Here is a 19330-nt window from a genome sequence, read left to right as displayed (position 1 = left end):
TGTCTCGCAATTCCTGCGGAAGCGTATCCAATTGATGGTCGTTGGCAAGAGAAATAGCCGTTCTGGCCGAATAAATCGAAGTCATTGTATCCAATACTAGCACCGCTTTGGAGGAGGTTTGCATGAACGACAGGACAGCCTACGATCCCGCATTGGGCATAGCCTTCGTCAACGGAAGCTACGTGCCGCTCGCCGAGGCCACGATCCCGATCACCGACCGGGGTTTCGTCCGGTCCGATTCGACCTACGACGTCACCCATGTCTGGAAGGGCCGCTTCTTCAGGCTCGACGATCATCTCGAGCGCTTCCTGGCTTCGATGCGCGGCCTGCGCATGAGCCTGCCGCTGTCCAAGGCGGAAATGGCCGATATCCTCGTCGAATGCGTGCGCCGCAGCGGACTTCGCGACGCCTATGTGCAGATGACCTGCACACGCGGCGTGCCGCCGGCAGGCACGCGCGATCCGCGGCTTTGCCAGAACCGGTTCTATGCCTTCGCGCAGCCTTTCGTCTGGATCGCCAATGACGAGCAGCGCCGCGACGGGCTGAAGATGGTGGTGAGCTCGGTGCAGCGCATCCCGCCCGAATCGCTCGATCCGCGCATCAAGAATTTCCACTGGCTCGATCTCACCATGGGCATCTTCGAGGCCTACGACAAGGACGCCGTCGTCGCCGTGCTCAACGATGGCAAGGGCAATGTCACCGAAGGCGCGGGCTTCAACGTCTTTTCGGTGAAGGGCAACGTCATCGCGACGCCGGACCGCGGCGTCTTCGAGGGCATGACGCGCCGCACGGTGATCGAGATGGCCGGCGAAGCAGGCGTGACCTGCGAGGTGCGGCCGCTGCCGATCGAGGAACTGCGCGACGCCGACGAGATCTTCATCTCCAGCTCCGCCGGCGGCATTATGCCGGTGACGGTGCTTGACGGCCGCATCTACGGCAACGGCAAGCCCGGACCGATCACCAACCGCATCCACGATCTTTACTGGGCAGCACACAGGGCGGGTCCGCTCTGCACGCCGGTCAGTTACGAGACGGCCGCATGAGCGCGCAAGCACAACGTGTCTTCCTGGTGACCGGCGGCACGCGCGGTATCGGCGCGGCCTGCGTCGAGCGGCTGGCGGCGGATGGCGCGCGGGTCGTCTTCACCGGGCGCGACCGGGCCGCCGCCGATGATGTAGTTGCAGCGGTTCCCCATGCGGTCTTCGCCGCCGGCGACGCGACCAGCGAGGCCGACTGCAAGCGGGCGGTCGATGTCGCGCTGGAACTCGGCTGGGGGTGTATCGCCGGCCTGGTCAACAATGCCGGCGCCGGCGGGCGCGGCGCCTTCGACCGGACGACGCTCGACGACTGGAACAGGACGATGACGGCCAACGCGACCTCGGCATATCTGTTCACGCGTCATGCGCTCGCGGGCCTGCGGGCCGCGCGCGGCGCAGTGGTGACGATCTCGTCGGTGGCCGGCCTGGTCGGCGAGGAAGGGCTTGCGATCTACACCGCCTCCAAGGCAGCGCTGATCGGCCTGACACAAGCGCTGGCGCTCGAATACGGCTCGGAGGTGCGCTTCAACGCTGTCTGCCCGGGTCAGATCGCAACGCAGATGATGGCAAAGACGCTGGCCATTCCGGGCCGGCGCGAGAAGCTGGAAAAGCGCATTCCCGCGGCGCGCCTCGGCACACCGGAAGATGTCGCGGAGGCGGTCGGCTGGCTGCTGTCTCCCGCGGCGGACTTCGTCAACGGTGCGGTGCTCAGCGTCGACGGCGGCGAGACCGCCGGCTTCATGACGCCGCGCGACGATCCGAAGGCTTGACTTTCAGCCAAGCGGCCGACCTTGGTCGGCCATCACCTGGCGCAAGCCGCGCTCGATGTCGGCGGGGCGTGCGCAAGCGGCGCCCTCGAGCACCTTGGAAATGCTCGGCGAGGCTTCGCCGCCATGGACACGCTGGACCGGCTGGTCGAGCCAGTCGAAGCAGCGGTTCTGGATCTCGGCCGCGAGCAGGCCGCCATAGGACGTGCCGCGAGCGCCTTGCTCCACGACAAGCACATTGCCGGTCTTGCGGATCGAGGCTTCGATGGTCTGCCAGTCCAGCCCGGCGCGATCGAGCGAGCGCAGGTCGATGACCTCGGCCTCGACGCCGAGGCGTTCGACCGCCTCGAGCACCGGCCGCACCATGGCGAGGTAGGTGAGGATCGACATGGCCGTGCCCTGGCGCACCACCTTGGCCTTGCCGAGAGGGATGAAATAATCGAGGTCGTCGATCGGCGCCGGTCCGGTCGAATTGTAGAGATCGACATGCTCGATGACGAGCACCGGGTCCTTGCAGCGCAGCGCGCTGTTCATCAGGCCGACATAGTCGAAGGGCGTCGAAGGGGCGACGATGCGCCAGCCGGGCGAGGTGGCGAAGATGCCGGCCGGATCCATGGAGTGCTGCGAACCGTAGCCGGTGCCCATGGCGACCTTGGTGCGCAGCACCAGCGGCACGTCGATATCGCCGCCGAACATGTGGCGCGCCTTGCCGATCTGGTTGAAGACCTGGTCGGCGGCCACCCACATGAAGTCCGGATACATGAACTCAACAACCGGAATATAGCGGCCATCCATGGCGATGCCGCCGCCGAGCCCGGTAAAGGCGGCTTCGCTGATCGGCGTGCCGAGCACCCGGTCGGGGAAGGCGGCGGCAAGGCCGCGCGTCGCGCCATTGGTGCCGCCCTTCAGCCGGTGCACATCCTCGCCCATGACGACGATGCGGTCGTCCGTCGCCATGCGGCGCTGCATGACGTTGGCGACGGCGTCGATGAATTTGGCGCTGCCGTCGATCGCGCCGCCGAAGGTTTCCAATTCCTCGGTGCGCGTCCTCGCGAATTCTGAGAGGTCGCCGCGTATGCCGTGGTCGCGGAAACCTTCGTCGGGCCAGAGCGCGGGCTTGACGCGGTTCTTGCCGTCCACCTGCTGGACGAGTTCGGCGGCGACATCGGCCATCAGCGCAAGCGCGCGTTCGCGCAGAGCGGCAACGCCCGAGCTGCCGATGATCTGACGCTGTTCCATTTCGCTCGCCAGCCGGTCGAGCGGGTCGCGCGCCCGCCAGGCCGCTTCCTCCGCCTTGTCGCGATAGCCGAAGGCGCTGCCGGGCAGAGGACCGTTCTGATGGAAGTAGCGATAGACGTCAGCCTCGATGATGGCCGGCCCGCCGCCGTTGCGCATCAGCTCCATGGCTTCCTTCGTCGCAAGATAGACGGCGAGGGGATCCATGCCGTCGACTTTCCAAGCGGGAATGGCGAAGGCCGATCCGCGTGCCGACAGGCGCGGCTCGGCGGTCGCTTCCTCGACATGGGTCGAGACGGCATAGCGGTTGTTCTCGATGAAGAAGCAGAGCGGCAGCTTCCAGGCGGCGGCGATGTTCATCGTCTCCAGCACCGAGCCGATGTTGACCGCGCCGTCGCCGAAATAGGCAAAGGCGACGTCGCCTTTGCCGGCCCGCTTGTGCGCCCAAGCGGCACCGGCCGCCAGCGGCACGCCGCCTCCGACGATCGCGTTGGTGCCGAGATTGCCGGCCTCGGCCCAGCGCAGATGCATCGAGCCGCCGCGTCCCCGGCAAAAGCCTTGCGCCAGGCCGAGGATCTCGGCGAGCGACCTCTGGGCCAGACCGCGGATTTCCGATGAAAACTCCGCTGCGGGCAAGAGGCCGTCGGGCGCGACATAACGGATCGACTTGGCGAGAAACTGGTGATGCGCGCGATGGGATCCATTGATCTGATCGCCAGCGCGCATCAACGCGGCCGAGCCGACGGCGCCGCCTTCCTGGCCGACCGCGGAATGGGCCGGACCGTGCACCAGGCCCTGGCCGGCGAGCTCCAGCACTTTCTCCTCGAAGGCGCGGATGAGATGGGCCGAAACCAGCATCGATTCCAGCGCGGCCGGATCGGCGTCGTCCCAGTCGGCGCGTGTCGTGCGCAGTTCGCGCCAGGGGGCTGATGGGGCCAATGTTGCGTAGTCGGGCATCAGGACTTCCTGGCGGGCTCGCGGCTGGGTTGAGAAGCGTATTGGATACGATAGAGACGTTTATTGCCTTTTGAAAGGCGAAAATTGCCAAAACAGGTTTGCCATTGGATACAATGAATATGTCAGCTTTCGTCGCGGTAGGCGCGGGTACCGACCGGCCTTGAATGCTGCGCGTCGGCGCCGTCAGTCCGCCTCAGGCGCGAGAATGCGTGTCACATGTTCGGCAATCGCCAGGCTGGAGGTCAGGCCGGGGCTTTCGATGCCGAACAGATTGACCAGCCCGGAGCTCTCATGGGTCGTGGCATCCTGGATGACGAAGTCGCTGTTTTCTTCACCGGGGCCGGAGAGTTTCGGCCGAATGCCGCTATAGGCCGGCTGCAGGCTGTCGTCGGCCAGATCCGGCCAGTATTTGCGGATCGCATCGTAGAAGCGTTTGCCGCGCGCCGGATCGACGCGGTAGTCGAGCGTGTCCGTCCATTCGACGTCGGGCCCGAACCGAGCCGTGCCGCCGAGATCAAGTGTCAGGTGGACGCCAAGCCCGCCCGGTTCAGGCACCGGGTAGACCAGCCGCGAGAAGGGCGCCCGGCCCACCACCGAGAAGTAATTGCCCTTGGCGTAGCGAAGCGTCGGCAAAAACCGCCGGTCGAAGCCTTCGAGCGAGCCCGCCAGCGCAACGGCGCCGAGGCCGGCCGCGTTGACGAGGCGCGACGTGGCGATCTCGAAACCCTCGCCGCTTGCCGTGTCCATCGTCTGGAGCACGATGCGGCCGGCATCGATGCGGCCCGAAACGATGCGCGTGTTGAGCGACAGCATGGCGCCGCGTTCCTCGGCGTCGCCGAGCAAGGCGAGCATGAGCGCGTGGCTGTCGATGATGCCGGTGGAGGGCGATAACAGGGCTTTCGTGCAATGAAGCGCCGGCTCCAGGGCTTGCGCTTCAGCGGCGGAAACGAAGCGCAAATCTTCCACACCGCAGGCTGCGGCGCTGGCCCGGATCGCGGCAAGAACGGGTTCCTGGGCCTCGTCGGTTGCGACGATCAGCTTGCCGGAGCGCCGATGCGGGATCGCGCGTTCCGCGCAGTAGCGGTAGAGCATGTCGCGGCCGGCGACGCAGAGCCGGGCCTTCAGCGATCCTTGCGGATAGTAGATGCCGGCATGGATCACTTCCGAATTGCGCGAGCTCGTCTCGGTGCCGATGGCATCCGCCGCCTCGACGATCAGCGTGTCCAGGCCGCGCGCGGCCATCTTGCGCGCAATCGCCAGACCGACGACGCCGGCACCGGCGACGATGCAGTCGATCTGTTCCATTCTCAGCCTGCCTTGGCCGTGTCGGCGGCGCGCCTGCTGAACAGCCGTTCGAGAATCACGTTTCCGCCCTCGGTGATGTCAGCGATGATCGCATGTTCGGCGGCATCGGCATCCTTCCTTTCGACCGCGGCGAGCACCGCGTGGTGATTGTCGATCATGGTGCGGCCGCCTTCATGATAGGATTCCGCAATCAGGGGACCCATCTGCAGCCATAGCCGGTTCAGGATGCCGCGCAGCACAACCATGTCGCCGATGTCGGCAAGCGCGAAATGGAAGGTCTGGTTGAGCTCCAGCGCTTCCGTCCAATTCCTGTCGGTAATGGCGCTTTCGTTGCGGGCAATCAGATCGCGCAGCCGCTCGACATCCCTGGCTGTCGCCTTGAGCGCGGCCTCGCGCGCGGCGAGGCCTTCGAGCTTCAGCCTGATCTGGCGGATCTCTCGATAGCGTTCCAGCGTGATGATGGGGACGCGCACCTCGCGCGCCGATTTCTGCACCAGCGCCTCGTCTTGGATCAGGCGCAGGATCGCATCCCGCACCGGCGTGACGCTGGTTCCGAGCGACTGGGCGAGGTCGCGGATGGTCAGCCTGGCATCCGGCGCGAAGCGTCCCTTGACCAGCGCCTCGGCGACGCGCGCATAGACGGTCTCGCCGAGATTTTCGCGCTCGAGCGTTTCGAAGCTGAAGCTCGCCATGCCGTTCCCGTCCCATTTTTGGCTGTCGGCCCAAAGGGGCTTGACAGTATATCTTATAAGAAACATGATGCATCAAACAGCATAAAGCAAGAGGGAACTGCGACCCTAGGACGAGGGGAGGCAGGGCAATTCCCGCTTGAACGCCTGCAGACAGGAGCCGTGATGGACGCCAGACCGAATTCCCCCGAAGCCCGCGATATCCGCTATCACCTGCATGGCTATACCAATGCCCGCAAGCATCAGGAGACGGGTCCGCTGGTCATCGAAAAGGGCGATGGCATCTATGTCGAGGACATTGCAGGCAATCGCTACATCGAGGCGATGGCGGGCTTGTGGAGCGTCGCCGTCGGCTTCTCGGAAAAGCGTCTGGTGGATGCTGCGACAAGGCAGATGTCGAAGCTGCCCTTCTATCACGACTTCGGCTCGAAGGCGCATTCGCCGCTGATCGACCTGGCCGAGCAATTGGTGCAGATGGCGCCGGTGCCGATGAGCAAGGCCTATTTCACCAATTCCGGCTCCGAGGCCAACGATACCGCGATCAAGATGATCTGGTACCGGTCGAACGCGCTCGGCCAGCCGGCGCGCAAGAAGATCATCAGCCGCAAGCGCGGCTATCATGGCGTCACCATCGCCTCGGCGAGCCTGACCGGGCTGCCCAACAATCATCTCTCCTTCGACCTGCCGATCGCCAATATCCTGCACACGTCGACGCCGCATCATTGGCGCGACGCCCAGCCCGGCGAGAGCGAGGAGCAGTTCTCCGCGCGGCTCGCCGATGACTTGGAAAGACTCATCCTTGCCGAGGGGCCTGAAACGATCGCCGCCTTCATCGGCGAGCCGATCATGGGCGCCGGCGGCGTCGTTGTTCCGCCCGCCGGCTATTGGGAAAAGATCCAGGCGGTGCTGTCGAAATACGACATCCTGCTGGTGGCCGACGAGGTCATCTGCGGCTTCGGCCGCACCGGCGAGATGTTCGGATCGCAGACATTCGGCATCAAGCCCGACATCATGGTGCTGTCGAAGCAGATTTCCTCCTCCTATCTGCCGATCTCGGCGCTCATCATCAACGACAAGGTGTTCGAGCCGATCGCCGACGAGAGCCACCGCATCGGCACCTTCGGCCACGGCTTCACCGGCGGCGGTCATCCGGTCGCCGCGGCCGTGGCGCTGGAGAACATCAAGCTGATCGAGGAGCGCGACCTCGTCGGCAATGCGCGCACGGTCGGCGCGCATCTGCAGGCGCGGCTCAACAAGCTCGCCTCGCATCCACTGGTGGGCGAAGTGCGCGGCGTCGGTCTCATCGCCGCCGTCGAGCTCGTCGCCGACAAGGCAAGCAAAGCGCCGTGGGGCAAGCCGGCGGCGCTCGGCGCGCTGGTCAACGGCTTTCTGCAGCAGAACGGCGTCATCTCGCGCAATATGGGCGACGCGATCGCCTTCTGTCCGCCGCTGATCATCACCGAAGCGCAGGTCGACGCCTTGGTCGATGCTTTCGAGCGTTCGCTCGACGCCGCCCTGCCGCAGGTTCGGGCGCAGGGCTAAGCCAGCCTATGCAGTCGAAACGCCCTGTCGGGTGAGCGGCCCATCGTGCATTGACACATAAGATATAAGATGTAAGTTGCGGATTGTGTGAGCTGAATAGGCTGAATGGATACATTTACGCGAAATTCAGCGTTTGAAGTTTGAAATGCCAACGAAGAAGTGGCAGATTGGATACAAAACTGGCCGGACTAAACCGGTCGATCGGGCAAACAACTCCAGGCCCTTCAAGGGCAGCTGTTCAAATGGGAGACTGATATGAGTGGATTGAAGAAGTCACTGGCTTTGGCGCTGTCGGCGACGGTGCTGTCGGCCGGAATGGCGCATGCCGCCGACTGGTGGCCGTTCAAGATCGCCTCGGCGAAGGATGGCGACCTCAAGAACGTGGGAGAGATCGAATACAAGCCGCTCGACAAGGCAGAGAAGCCCTGGAAGCTCTGCGTGCTCTTTCCGCATCTGCAGGACAGCTACTGGGTGTCGGTGGACTACGGCATCGTCGAGGAGGCCAAGCGCCTGGGCGTCAAGGTGACGGTGCTGCAGGCGGGTGGATACACCGCGCTGCCGAAGCAGATCTCGCAATATGACGACTGCGTTGCGGCGGGCGCCGACGCCATCCTGATCTCGGCGATCTCGGAAGCCGGCGTGGCAGCCAAGATCAACGAGGGCATGGGCAAGGGCATCGTCAACATCGCCGTCGCCAACCCGATTCTCGAGACGCCGATCACCGCCCGCATCACGCCCGACTTCTACCAGAAGGGCTTTCAGACCGGCGAGTATGTGAAGAAGTTCCTCGGCGACAAGCAGGGCACCGCCGTGGCGTTCCCGGGCCCGCAGGGCAGCGGCTGGGCCGAAACCTACATGAACGGCTTCCGCGACAGCACCAAGACCGGCAACATCAAGCTGGTCGGCGAAATGTTCGGCGAGGCCAGCGTGCCGGCGCAGCTCAAGCTGGTCGAGGATGCGCTGCAGACCCATCCGGACGTCAACGTCATCTGGGGCGGCGCGCCGACGGCGGAAGCCGCGATCGGTGCCGTCGCCGACGCCGGCCTGAGCAACGTGACGATCATGTCCTCCTACGAGAACCAGACCATGCTGAAGGCCGTCAAGGACGGCTCGGTGCTGGGCTTCGCCACCGAGTATCCGGTCATCATGGGACGCATCGGCGTCGACCTCGCGGTTCGCGCGCTGGAAAAGAAGGATCACGAGAAGGTCCTGCTGGTTGCCCCCGGCATCGTTACCAAGGACAATGTCGACAAGATCGACACGACCCAGATCTTCGCGCCGGACAACTGGCGCCCCGAGTTCTCGGTCGAATAGCGTAGCCGCTTACGCGGCCCGCACATCGCGGTTGGATCGCGATCCTCCCGGCCTGGCCGCTTCGTCGGAAGCGGTCAGGCGACTTAGCTCGCCAGCCTTGGGTTTTTGGATGCTGGAAGTTACAGGGTTCACCAAGAGATTCCGCGGCATCGCCGCGCTCGACAATGTCGACTTCTCCCTCAATGAGGGCGAGGTCCACGCGTTGCTTGGCGAAAACGGCGCCGGCAAGTCGACGCTCATCAATCTCATCGCCGGTACCTTCCCGTGGGCGGAAGGCGTCTACCGCATCAATGGCCGCACCATCACCAGCCTGACGCCGCAGGTGGCGCAGGAGATCGGCATCGCCGCCGTTTTCCAGGAATTCAGCCTGGTGCCCGACCTCACAGTGGTCGAGAACATCTTCCTCGGCCGCGAGCAGTCGTCCGGCCTGTTCCTCAAGCGCAAGCAGATGCGCCAGGCGGCAGCGGAGCTGCTGGACAGCCTCGGCTTCCATCTGCCGCTCGACGAGAAGGTCGCCTTCCTGTCGCGGGCGCAAAAACAGATGGTCGAGATCGCCAAGGCGTTGCGCATGCGGCCGAAGGTGCTGATCCTCGACGAGCCCACGGCCTCGCTCACCGATGGCGAGGCGGAAAAGCTCTTCAATGCCGTGGCGCTGCTGAAAGCGCGCGGCGTCGGCATCATCTATGTCTCGCATCGCATGAGCGAGATCCGCAATCTCTCCGACCGCGTCACCGTGCTGCGCGGCGGCAAGAAGATCGGCACGGTTGTCACTGCCGAGATTTCGGACGAGGGCCTGATCGAGATGATGGTCGGCCGTCCGGTCGAGCAGCTGTTTCCGAGGATCGAGCACAAGCCCGGCCCGGCCAGGCTCGAGGTGCGCGATCTTACAACCGAGAAGCGCTCCGTCATCGGCGCGTCATTCATGGCGCGGGCGGGCGAGGTGGTCGGTCTTGCCGGTCTCGTCGGCTGCGGGCGCAGCGAGCTCTGCCGCGCCGTCTTCGGCCTCGAGACCATCGAGGCCGGCTCGATCATGCTGGGCGACAAGGCTGTCGAGCGGCCGACGCCGACGTCGATGCTCGCCGCCAATGTCTGCTATTTTCCGGCCGACCGCGGCTCGGAGGGGTTGGCGCTGGCGCGCTCGGCGCGCGAGAACGCAACCATGAGCTCGCTCGACCTGCCGGAACTGTCGTCCGGGCCGGTGCTGAAATTCTGGCGCGAGAACGAGACGATCAAGACGCCGCTCGCCAATCTTGCGCTGAGACCCATAGCGCCCGAGCGCAAGGCGTCGGCCTTCTCCGGCGGCAACCAGCAGAAGCTGATGCTGGCGCGCGGGCTGATGAAACCGTTCGACGTCTACCTGTTCGACGAGCCGACCGTCGGCATCGACGTCGGGGCCAAGGCCGATGTCTACAACCTCATCAAATCGCTGGTCGAGGCCGGCGCCTCGGTCGTGGTCTCGACATCCGAATTGCCGGAGCTGATCAATCTCGCGTCGCGGGTCTATGTCATGCATGAAGGCAAGGTGGTCGCCGAGCTTGCCCAGCACGAGCTCAGCGAAGCCCAGGTCCTGTCCCACTATTTCGGAGGGCGCGCATGAGCTCGGAAACGGCGACCATCACCGTTGCCAACGCGCCATCGCATCGCGCCAGCCGGCTCGACCGCTTCCTCATGCAGGGCGGCATCGTCATCACCTTCCTGGTCGTGGCGGTGGTCGCGACCGCGCTGATCGAGCCGCGCTTCCTCAACCGGCTCAACCTGCTCAACGTCATGCGCAATTTTGCGCTGCTGCTCATTCCGTCGCTGGCGCAGATGCTGGTGATGACGGCCGGCGGCTTCGACCTCTCCGTCGGCGCGGTGGTGGCGGCGACCTCGGTGGTGACGGCTGCCGTGATGCTAGTCGGCAGCGGCTATTTCCCAGGCATGGAGCTGGTCGTCATCCTTGCCTCGCTGGTCATCGCGCTCGGCGCCGGCGCGCTTGTCGGGCTGGTCAATGCCGGGCTTGTGGCGACCTTCTCGCTCTCGCCCTTCATGGTGACGCTGGCGATGATGTCGGTGCTGATGGGCATCGCGCTCTATTTCACGCAAGGCATCCCGATCTACGGCGTGGCCGACTCCTTCATCGCCAATGTCGGACGCGGCCAGTTCCTGGGCCTGCCGATCGTGCTCTGGGTCGGGTTGGCGGTGCTTGCCGCCTGCATCGTCATGCAGCGCTTCACCGCGCTCGGCCGCCATATCTATGCGGTCGGCAGCGACCAGCGCTCGGCGCGCTTGTCAGGTGTCGCCACCGGCCGCACGCTGATGGCGGCCTATATGCTTGCCGGCCTGCTCGCCGCGCTCACCGGCTTCCTGATGACGTCGAGGCTCGGCTCCGGCCAGTCGACGATCGGCGGAACCCTGGCGCTCGAAACCATTGCTGCCGCCGTCATCGGCGGCGTCTCGCTGCGCGGCGGCGTCGGCCGCGCAGAACTGGTGGCGCTCGCAGCGCTGTTCCTGTCGGTCATCGCCAACGCGATGAACCTGGTGCAGGTCGACAGCAAGTACCAGACGCTGGTGCTCGGCGCCGTCTTGATCATAGCCTTGGCCATCGAACGGCTTCTGCTGAGGAAGCGGCAGTCATGAGCATGGAGGCCAAGACACAACCGATGGCTCAGAGCTCCGGCCTTTCGCTGAAAGAGATCTTGCGCGCGGCGCGCCTGCCGATCGCCATTGTCGTTGTCCTCATCCTGTTCGGCCTGGTCGAGCCGCGTGTTCTGTCCCTCGGCAATTTCCGCAACATCGCGCTGCAGGCGAGCTATCTTGCGATCTTCGCCATGGCGCAGACCATGGTGCTTCTGACGCGCGGCTTCGATCTTTCGCTCGGCTACACCGTCTCGCTGGTCAGCGTCGCCGCCTCGATGGCGATGGTGGCAATGGGCGGCGGCGATGTCTCGATCCTCTACGGCGTCGGCGCCGCGGTGCTGATCGCCGGTGCGATCGGCCTCGCCAACGGCGTTCTGATCGCCGGCATCGGCATCAACCCGCTGGTGACGACGCTCGGCATGGCCAACATGGTGCTGGCCTTCGCCTCGACGATCAGCGGCGGCTTCCCCGTTACCGGCCTGCCGAAGAGCCTCACCGCCGAATTCGCGCAGGGATCGCCGCTCTCGATTCCGATGCCGATCTGGATTGCCGCCCTGGTGTTCGTGCTCTTGTTCCTCGTGCTCAAGGCGACGCGCTTCGGCCGCAGCCTCTACATCATCGGCGCCAATCCAAGGGCGGCGGTCGCGGCGGGCATTCGCACCGTGCCGGTGCTGGTGCTGGCCTACACGCTATGCGCGCTGCTTGCCGCGCTCGGCGCGCTTCTGCTCACCGCGCGCACCGGCTCGGGTGAGCCCAATCTCGGCGGCAATCTCACATTGGAGGCGATCGCGGCCGCCGTGGTCGGCGGCGTGCGCCTCTCCGGCGGGGAGGGCGGCGTGGGCGCGGCCGTGCTCGGCGCGCTGTTCGTCACCGTGCTCTCCAACGGCATGAACCTCGTCCAGATCGACGGCTATCTGCAACAGATCTGCTTGGGCGTCATCATCATCGTCAGCCTGATCGTTAATCGCGACGAAGCCAGGCGCTGATACTCCAACCTCTTCGGGAAGCTCGTATGGCCTATCAAGTTTGCATCGATATCGGCGGCACCTTCACCGACTGCCTTGTCTCGAACAGCAAGGGCGAGATCGCCATCTTCAAGTCGCCGACGACGCCCGGCGAATTCGAAAAAGGCTTCATCAACGTGCTGCATGTCGCGGCTGAGGGCTACGGCCTGAGCGGCGCCGACTTCATGAAGCAGATCGACCTCGTCGTGCACGGCTCGACCGTGTCGACCAACGCGCTGGTCGAGCGCAAGACGGTCAAGGTCGGCCTCATCCTGACCACCGGTCACCAGGACATACTGGTTTTGCGCGAAGGTCCGCGCAAAGGCGCTTTCCAGTGGCGGCTGAACTATCCCGATCCCTATGTGCCGCGCCATCTCACCAAGACCGTCGCCGGCCGTATCGATGCCCGCGGTCGCGAGCTCGCGCCGCTTTCGCTGGATGACGTCCGCAAGGCCGCCGCCGAGTTTCGCGGTCTCGGCGTCGAGGCGATCGCCGTCGGCCTGCTGTGGTCGGTGGTCAATCCGGCGCATGAGCTCGCCGTGCGCGAGATCCTGAACCAGGAGCTGCCCGGCATCCCGGTGACGCTCAGCCATGAGATCAACCCGATGCCGCGCGAGTACAAGCGCATCATCGCGGCCGCGATCGATGCTTCCATCAACCCGATCGTGCGCACCTATATCGAGAAGCTGAAGACGGCGCTCGACGAGGAAGGTTTCGAGGGCGAATTGCTGCTTGCCAACTGCGTCGGCGGCATGATGCCTTTGGCCGACATGATCCGGAAGCCGATCTACAGCGTCATGTCCGGTCCGACGCTGGCGCCGATGGCGGCGCTGGCATTGTCCGACGAGCCCGACATCATCGTCGGCGACATGGGCGGCACCACCTTCGACGTCTCGGCGCTGCGCGACCACCAGATCATCGTCACGCCGGACAGCATGATCCATGACGATTCGCTCGGCATTCCCAAGGTCGACGTGCGCTCGGTCGGCGCCGGCGGCGGCTCGATCGCCTTCGTCGACGAAGGCGGCCTGCTGCAGGTCGGTCCGCGCAGCGCGGGCGCCCGGCCGGGTCCTGCCTGCTACGGCCAGGGCGGCACCGAGCCGACAGTGACCGACGCCAATGTCGTGCTCGGCATCGTCGATCCGGATTATTTCCTCGGCGGCAAGATGCAGCTGAAGCGCGAGCTGGCGGAGGCGGCGGTCGACAAGATCGCGACGCGGCTTGGCGTGTCGCGGCAGGAGGCGGCCTACGCGATCTACACCACCAGCAATCACAACATGGTGGCGGCGATCGAAGAGATCACGGTGCGCGAGGGCATCAATCCGCGCGACTCCTTCTTCGTTTGCGGCGGCGGCGCCACCGCCATCCACATCGCCGAGATGGCCGATATCCTCGGCTTGAAGCGCTACATGGTGCCGCGCTTCATGGCCGGCCTCAGCGCTTTCGGCGGCCTGATCTCCGACATCCGCTCCGAAGAGAGCGCGGTGCTGCTCACCTCCGATGCCGACTTCAACGTCGCCGGCGTCAACGATGCGCTGAAGCGGCTGAAGCAGGCTGGCAACTACTTCCTCGCCGAAGCCGGCGTCGCGGTGGAGAATCGTCAGTTCGAGTTCTCCTTCCTCGGCCGTTACGAATACCAGTCCTTCGAGATCGAGGTCCCGTTCGAGGCAAAGGACGGCATGGTGTCCGAGGGCGATCTGCCGGGTCTAGTCGAAGCCTTCCACAAGATGCATGAGCGCATCTATTCGATCCGCGCCGACAATGACGTCGTCGAGTTCACGGCCTGGAAGCTGCGCGCCATCGGCAAGCGCTCCGGCCAAGACATCTGGCAGAAGAACACGCTGCCCGACCAGGTCGGCGCCATCGACCGGAAGGCCAAGCGCGGGATCTACCAGCAAGAGAGCGGGCGTGTCGAAACGGTGCCGGTCTACGAACTTGCGCAGTTGCGCGCGGGTGCGCAGGTTGCCGGCCCCTGCCTGGTCGAGGCCGAGACCTTCACCGCCTATCTCAAGGACCAGCACCAGGGCCAGATCGACCGTTACGGCAATCTCGTCGTGAACATCGCCTAGTCAAATCTACACAAGGGAACGATCCTATGGACTCCATCAACAGGCTCGAACTCGACGTCGCGGAACGGCGGGTCGACCCCTTTCTGATGTCGGTGCTGAAAAGCCGCTTCGAGGCGATCGTGCGCGAGATGACGCTGGTCGTCATGCGCGCCAGCCGCTCGGCCGTGATCAAGAACGCGCGCGACTTCTCCTGCGCCATCCTGACCTACGATCATCGGCTGGTCTCGGTCGAAGACGCGCTGCCGATCCACGTCATGTCTATGGACATGGCGACGCGGCCGCTGACCGACCTGTTCGACGACATCACGCAGGGCGACATCTTCCTCAACAACTGCCCCTACACCGGCGGCACCCATCACGCCGACCTGATCATGGCGATGCCGGTGTTCTTCGACGGCGAGCCGCTGTTCTGGGTCGTGGCGCTGTCGCACCACGCCGATACCGGCGCGCCGGTGCCGTCGACCTATCTCCCTTTCGCCAAGAACATCTTCGAGGAGGGGATGCATTTCCCTTGCGTGCGCGTCGCGCAGAACTACGAGGAGAAGAAGGACATCCTGCGCATCGGCACGATGCGCAACCGCGTGCCGGACATGTGGCTGGGCGACGTGCGCGCGCAGATCGGCGCCTGCCGCACCGGCGAGCGCCGCATCGGCGAATTGTTCGCGCGCTACGGCCGCGACACCATCCTCGGCTTCGTCGAAGACTGGTTCGACTACGGTGCGCGCTGCGCCAAGGCGGCGATCGCCAAGCTGCCGGCCGGCAGCTACAGCTACGAGACGCGCCATGACCCGGTGCCCGGCGTCGCCGACGAAGGCATTCCGGTCAGGGTGACGATCAATGTCGATCCGGAAAAGGGCGAGATCGTCGTCGACGTGCGCGACAACATCGACAATGTGCCGGGCGGGCTCAACCTGTCGGAAAACACCGCAACAGGCTCCTGCCGGATCGGCGTTTTCAACAATCTCGACGAGAGCATTCCGCACAATGAGGGCGCGAAGTCGCAGATCAAGGTGCTGCTGCGCGAGGGAAGCGTCGTCGGCAAGCCGAAATATCCGGTCGGCACTTCGGTCGCCACCACCAACGTCAACGACCGCCTGATGATTGCCGGCAACTGCGTCTTTTCGCGCATGGGCGCGCCTTACGGCCAGGCCGAGAGCGGCTCGCACCTGCCGGCCGGCGTCGGCGTCATCTCCGGCGAGGATCCGTTCAAGCACGGCAAGTCCTATGTCAACCAGGTCTTCGTCGGCTATGCCGGCGGCGGCGCCCGCCATGGCTTCGATGGCTGGCTGACCTATTGCGGCCCGGCCAATGCCGGCCTCATTCAGCTCGACTCGGTCGAGGTCGACGAATCGATGTATCCGATCGTCATCGAGCGCCGTGGCGTGCTGCCTGGATCGCAGGGTTTCGGCGAGTTCGAGGGCGCGCCGGCGACCGGCGGCGTCTTCTATCCGCTCGACCACGACATGACGATCGTCTACGCCGCCGACGGCACCAGCTTCCCGCCGCGCGGCGTGCTGGGGGGCGGCGACGGCAAGGAGAGCGAGACGATCAAGCTTCGGGCCGACGAGAAGATCGTGTTGCCGGCCTTCAGCGAAGAGACGATCGAGAATGGCGCCCGTATCGAGTTCACCGCCTGCGGCGGCGGCGGTTACGGCGACCCGCTGAGGCGCGATCCGAAGCGTGTCGCGGCAACCGTCAATCGCGGCTGGCTGAGCCGCGAGGATGCCGAGACGGTCTACAAGGTGGTTCTGGTCGATGCCGACGAGCCTGGCCTGCTCAAGGTCGACGAAGCCCGTACAGCCGCCCTCAGAACCGTTTGACTCCGATAGAGCGTTTCACCGTTTCACGGAAACGGCGAACCGCTCTATCCCTTTGTTTTTACGCAATTCCGGACGGAAGGTTACGGCGAAGACGCCGAACTTAACCGCTCACACTTTTCCTGGAATTGCTTAGGCGCGGAACTGGTCTGCGAGAGACCTCGAATTCCGGGCCGGTGGTTGGAGAGGGAGCGCCTGCCCGGCGGTGTGCGATGCATGACGACCGACCCGTGCCGAGCCGCGGCCTGCCACCGATAGACGCTGCTCTTCTGCTCCTGGCAGCAGCGATCTATGGCGGCATCTTTCCGATCAACCGGCTGGCCGCCGAGACGCAATGGCCGCCTGTGGGTTTCGCCTTTGCCCAATCGCTTGCGGCAGGCGTGATCCTGGCTCTGGCGGCGGTAGCCGCCGGCGGTCGGTTCGCCGTCACCATCGGGCAGATGCGCACGTACCTGATCATGGGCGGCCTGGTGGTTGGCCTGCCGATCGGCATACTGGTGTCGGCCGCTCCGCATGTCGACGCCTCGGTGCTCACTCTGGTGCTTTGCCTATCTCCCATATTCACCCTCGCCATCGGCGCGCTGGCGGGCCTTGATCGCTTCGATTGGCGCACTTTCGCCGGCATGATGCTCGGAGTGGCCGGCGTGGCTGTCCTCGCGCTGCCCGGTGTAGGCGTTGTCGGCTCGGACGGCATCGTTTGGTTTCTGGTGGCCCTCATTGCCCCGGTCATGTTCGCTGCCGCCAACAATTGCGCCAAATGGCTGCGCCCCGAAGGTGCGTCCTCCGTAATGATGGCGGCCGGAACGTTGCTGGGAGGGGCCGTCGTTGCCGGCGTTGTCATGCTTGCGCTCGGCGGTGCGGCGTTGCCGTCCGAGTGGACGGGCAGGACCGCGATGCCGCTCGTCCTGGCGACGGCGATCAATGCCGTCTTCTTCGTCCTGTTCTTCGTATTGGTCGCTCGCATCGGGCCGACGCGCTTTTCGGTCTTCAACTATCTGGCCATGGCCGCCGGCATCCTCTGGAGTCTGGCCGTCTTCGACGAACGACCGGCCGCCTCGTTCTGGGTGGCCCTGTTCCTGATGCTTGCAGCCATGTACCTGGTGCTGTCGCGCAAGCTCGACTGACCATCTGGTTACCCCTGGTCGGCCACGGCCTTTCACATGATGCCGAAGGTCTTGTAAGCATCCACCGCGCTCATTCCCTCGCGGATCGCCTTGGCCACGCGTTTTTCTCCGCGGACTTTTTCGAGGGCCAGGCGCACCACCTCTTCCTCGGCTTCAGCGGGGACAACAAGGACACCTTCCTTGTCGCCGAACAGCAGCGTTCCCGGCTCTATGCGCACGCCGCCGATTTCGAGCGCGCAGCGATAGTCGACGACCTTGCCGCGCACGCCCTGGTCCTGCGCGTAATAACCGGTGCAGAAGCAGGGAAATCCCAGCGCCTTGATGCCATCCGTGTCGCGGGCGAAACCGTCGACCAGCGCGCCGCGTGCGCCAAGGATCTTCGCACGCGTCGACATCAACTCGCCCCACAACGCGTAGCGGGGCGAGGCGCCGCTGGCGACGTAGATCTCGCCGGGCTTCAAATCGTCGAGCGCTTCGAACATCAGCCCGAACGGCTTGCTCATCAACGGGTTGTGCGTCGATCCGTTGGACGGGAAGATATCGGTCTCGAGCACGGGCATGGCCCTGCCAAGCAATCGCGTGCTTTCGTCAACGGGCTTGAATACCGGCGGCAGGAATTGATGCTGCAGCCCCAGCGTGTCCATCACGTCGCCGACCACCGCGACGAAGAGCTCCTTCTCGAACAGGCGATACATTTCGCCGTCGTCGGCATAGAGGCGCGTCGATCTGGTCATCAGGCTTGCATCCGGATGTTGGTGGATTGAATGGTCCGCGAAGGTCCCAGCGCTGCGGCATTCTGCACCAGCGCGCGCATGTAGCCGAGCGCAAAGGCCTTTCCCGCGTGCCAGGGCGCGTCGCAGGACATTTCCGGCGTGTGGTCGGGGATGATGACGCCCTCATAGTTTTCGTCGCGCAGGATGCGGACGATCTCGGCCATGTCGATGTCGCCGTCGTCGACGAAGGTCTCGTGATAGTTCGGCACCTTGCCGCGCACGTTGCGGAAATGGATATAGCCGATGCGCTTGCGTCGGGCGAAGCGCCGGACATGCCCGTAAATCTCGTCGGCGCCCGGCATTTCCTGCAGCGAGCCGAGACAGAGCTCCAGCCCGTTGGATGGTGAGTCGACGATGTCCATCAGCCGGTCGTATTTCTCCGGCCGGTTGACGAGCCGCGCCGCGCCCCGCAGCGCTTCGGCCGGCGGATCGTCCGGATGCGCGGCGAGCACCACGCCGGCTTCCTCGGCTACCGGAACGACTTCCCGCAGGAAGGCGCCGAGCCGCTGCCAGAGCTCATCGCTGCTCACCGTCACCGGCGCGGCGGCCGGCCGGCCGGCGCGGTAGCGCATGTTCCAGACCACGCCGTCGGGGAGGGGCAAATCGGGGTCGATGGCCGCAAGGTCGAGCCCGACCGACATAGCCTCGCCGCGCGCGAAGGGCCCGCGCGACCAGCCCCAGACACCGGCGATGGAGAAGTTGTAGCCGATGCACGGGATGCCGGCGCGGCCGGCATCCTGGATAAGCCGCTTCAGCCCTTCGATCTGCTTCGCCCTGTCGGGACCATCGAGCAAAATGTCGGACCAGAAGCGCGGCGAGAAATTCTCGATCGCGGCGATTTCCAGCCCGTTGTCGCGCACGGTCCTGACCAGGCCGGCGAAGTCCTCGTAGTTCCACAGCGCATCGGTGGAGCAATCGCCCCAGCCTTCCGTCTCGCTGCCGGCCGACAGCGAAGGATCGCGCCCGCGAAAATAGTTGGTGAGGTGGGCAACGATGTGGGTGGCGCCCGCCTGGCGGGCGAAGCGGAAATTGCCCGGAGTCAGCGACTCCCGGTAAAGGCCAAGTCCGATCTTCATG

15 protein-coding genes are annotated in these 19330 nt (G+C 64.9%); 10 read left to right on the top strand and 5 right to left on the bottom strand.

The window, feature by feature from the left end:
• Positions 1 to 122: 122 nt before the first annotated feature.
• Positions 123 to 1043, top strand: coding sequence for an aminotransferase class IV (locus FJW07_RS16410; protein WP_140857583.1), 921 nt, complete (start codon positions 123 to 125; stop codon positions 1041 to 1043).
• Positions 1040 to 1807: an SDR family NAD(P)-dependent oxidoreductase gene (locus FJW07_RS16405; RefSeq protein WP_140857581.1), complete on the top strand. Its 768-nt coding sequence runs from the start codon at positions 1040 to 1042 to the stop codon at positions 1805 to 1807. The genes FJW07_RS16410 and FJW07_RS16405 overlap by 4 nt, the downstream gene beginning before the upstream one ends.
• Positions 1808 to 1810: 3 nt before the next feature.
• Here the strand turns inward: FJW07_RS16405 and FJW07_RS16400 are convergent, their stop codons facing one another.
• The 3 genes from FJW07_RS16400 to FJW07_RS16390 form a co-directional block, all read right to left on the bottom strand.
• On the bottom strand, positions 1811 to 3997 hold the full coding sequence (locus tag FJW07_RS16400) for an alpha-ketoacid dehydrogenase subunit alpha/beta (RefSeq protein ID WP_140857579.1): 2187 nt from the start codon (positions 3995 to 3997) through the stop codon (positions 1811 to 1813).
• A gap of 183 nt (positions 3998 to 4180) precedes the next feature.
• On the bottom strand, positions 4181 to 5302 hold the full coding sequence (locus FJW07_RS16395) for an NAD(P)/FAD-dependent oxidoreductase (RefSeq protein WP_140857577.1): 1122 nt from the start codon (positions 5300 to 5302) through the stop codon (positions 4181 to 4183).
• Between the two features lie 2 nt (positions 5303 to 5304).
• On the bottom strand, positions 5305 to 5994 hold the full coding sequence (locus FJW07_RS16390; protein ID WP_140857575.1) for a GntR family transcriptional regulator: 690 nt from the start codon (positions 5992 to 5994) through the stop codon (positions 5305 to 5307).
• Positions 5995 to 6156: 162 nt separating this feature from the next.
• Here FJW07_RS16390 and FJW07_RS16385 point away from each other — a divergent pair, with 162 nt between their 5' ends.
• From FJW07_RS16385 to FJW07_RS16350, 8 genes are all read left to right on the top strand, one after another.
• Positions 6157 to 7533: an aspartate aminotransferase family protein gene (locus tag FJW07_RS16385; protein ID WP_140857573.1), complete on the top strand. Its 1377-nt coding sequence runs from the start codon at positions 6157 to 6159 to the stop codon at positions 7531 to 7533.
• Between the two features lie 255 nt (positions 7534 to 7788).
• Entirely contained in the window at positions 7789 to 8847 is a 1059-nt protein-coding gene (gene torT / locus FJW07_RS16380; RefSeq protein WP_140707744.1) for a TMAO reductase system periplasmic protein TorT, read from the top strand.
• Between the two features lie 109 nt (positions 8848 to 8956).
• Entirely contained in the window at positions 8957 to 10444 is a 1488-nt protein-coding gene (locus tag FJW07_RS16375; protein ID WP_140857571.1) for a sugar ABC transporter ATP-binding protein, read from the top strand.
• The gene (locus FJW07_RS16370; RefSeq protein WP_140857569.1) at positions 10441 to 11466 is read left to right on the top strand and encodes an ABC transporter permease; all 1026 of its coding nucleotides are present in this window, start codon (positions 10441 to 10443) and stop codon (positions 11464 to 11466) included. Before FJW07_RS16375 ends, FJW07_RS16370 begins: the two co-directional genes overlap by 4 nt.
• Positions 11463 to 12452 carry an ABC transporter permease gene (locus tag FJW07_RS16365; protein WP_226892192.1) on the top strand — a complete coding sequence of 330 codons (990 nt, stop codon included), beginning with the start codon at positions 11463 to 11465 and terminating at the stop codon, positions 12450 to 12452. The genes FJW07_RS16370 and FJW07_RS16365 overlap by 4 nt, the downstream gene beginning before the upstream one ends.
• A gap of 26 nt (positions 12453 to 12478) precedes the next feature.
• Positions 12479 to 14539 carry a hydantoinase/oxoprolinase family protein gene (locus tag FJW07_RS16360; RefSeq protein WP_140857567.1) on the top strand — a complete coding sequence of 687 codons (2061 nt, stop codon included), beginning with the start codon at positions 12479 to 12481 and terminating at the stop codon, positions 14537 to 14539.
• A 26-nt stretch (positions 14540 to 14565) separates the two neighbouring features.
• On the top strand, positions 14566 to 16359 hold the full coding sequence (locus tag FJW07_RS16355) for a hydantoinase B/oxoprolinase family protein (protein WP_140707738.1): 1794 nt from the start codon (positions 14566 to 14568) through the stop codon (positions 16357 to 16359).
• Between the two features lie 209 nt (positions 16360 to 16568).
• Positions 16569 to 17480, top strand: coding sequence for a DMT family transporter (locus FJW07_RS16350; RefSeq protein ID WP_140857565.1), 912 nt, complete (start codon positions 16569 to 16571; stop codon positions 17478 to 17480).
• Between the two features lie 32 nt (positions 17481 to 17512).
• Here the strand turns inward: FJW07_RS16350 and FJW07_RS16345 are convergent, their stop codons facing one another.
• Positions 17513 to 18214 carry an RraA family protein gene (locus FJW07_RS16345; RefSeq protein WP_140857563.1) on the bottom strand — a complete coding sequence of 234 codons (702 nt, stop codon included), beginning with the start codon at positions 18212 to 18214 and terminating at the stop codon, positions 17513 to 17515.
• Positions 18214 to 19329 (bottom strand): mannonate dehydratase, encoded by a 1116-nt coding sequence (locus tag FJW07_RS16340; protein ID WP_140857561.1) that lies wholly within the window; start codon positions 19327 to 19329, stop codon positions 18214 to 18216. Before FJW07_RS16340 ends, FJW07_RS16345 begins: the two co-directional genes overlap by 1 nt.
• Position 19330 lies beyond the last annotated feature (1 nt).

This window comes from Mesorhizobium sp. B3-1-9 (genome assembly GCF_006439595.1).
GTDB lineage: Bacteria > Pseudomonadota > Alphaproteobacteria > Rhizobiales > Rhizobiaceae > Mesorhizobium.
Note: the sequence above shows the minus strand (reverse complement) of the source record. Positions and strands in the feature narration are given on the sequence as shown.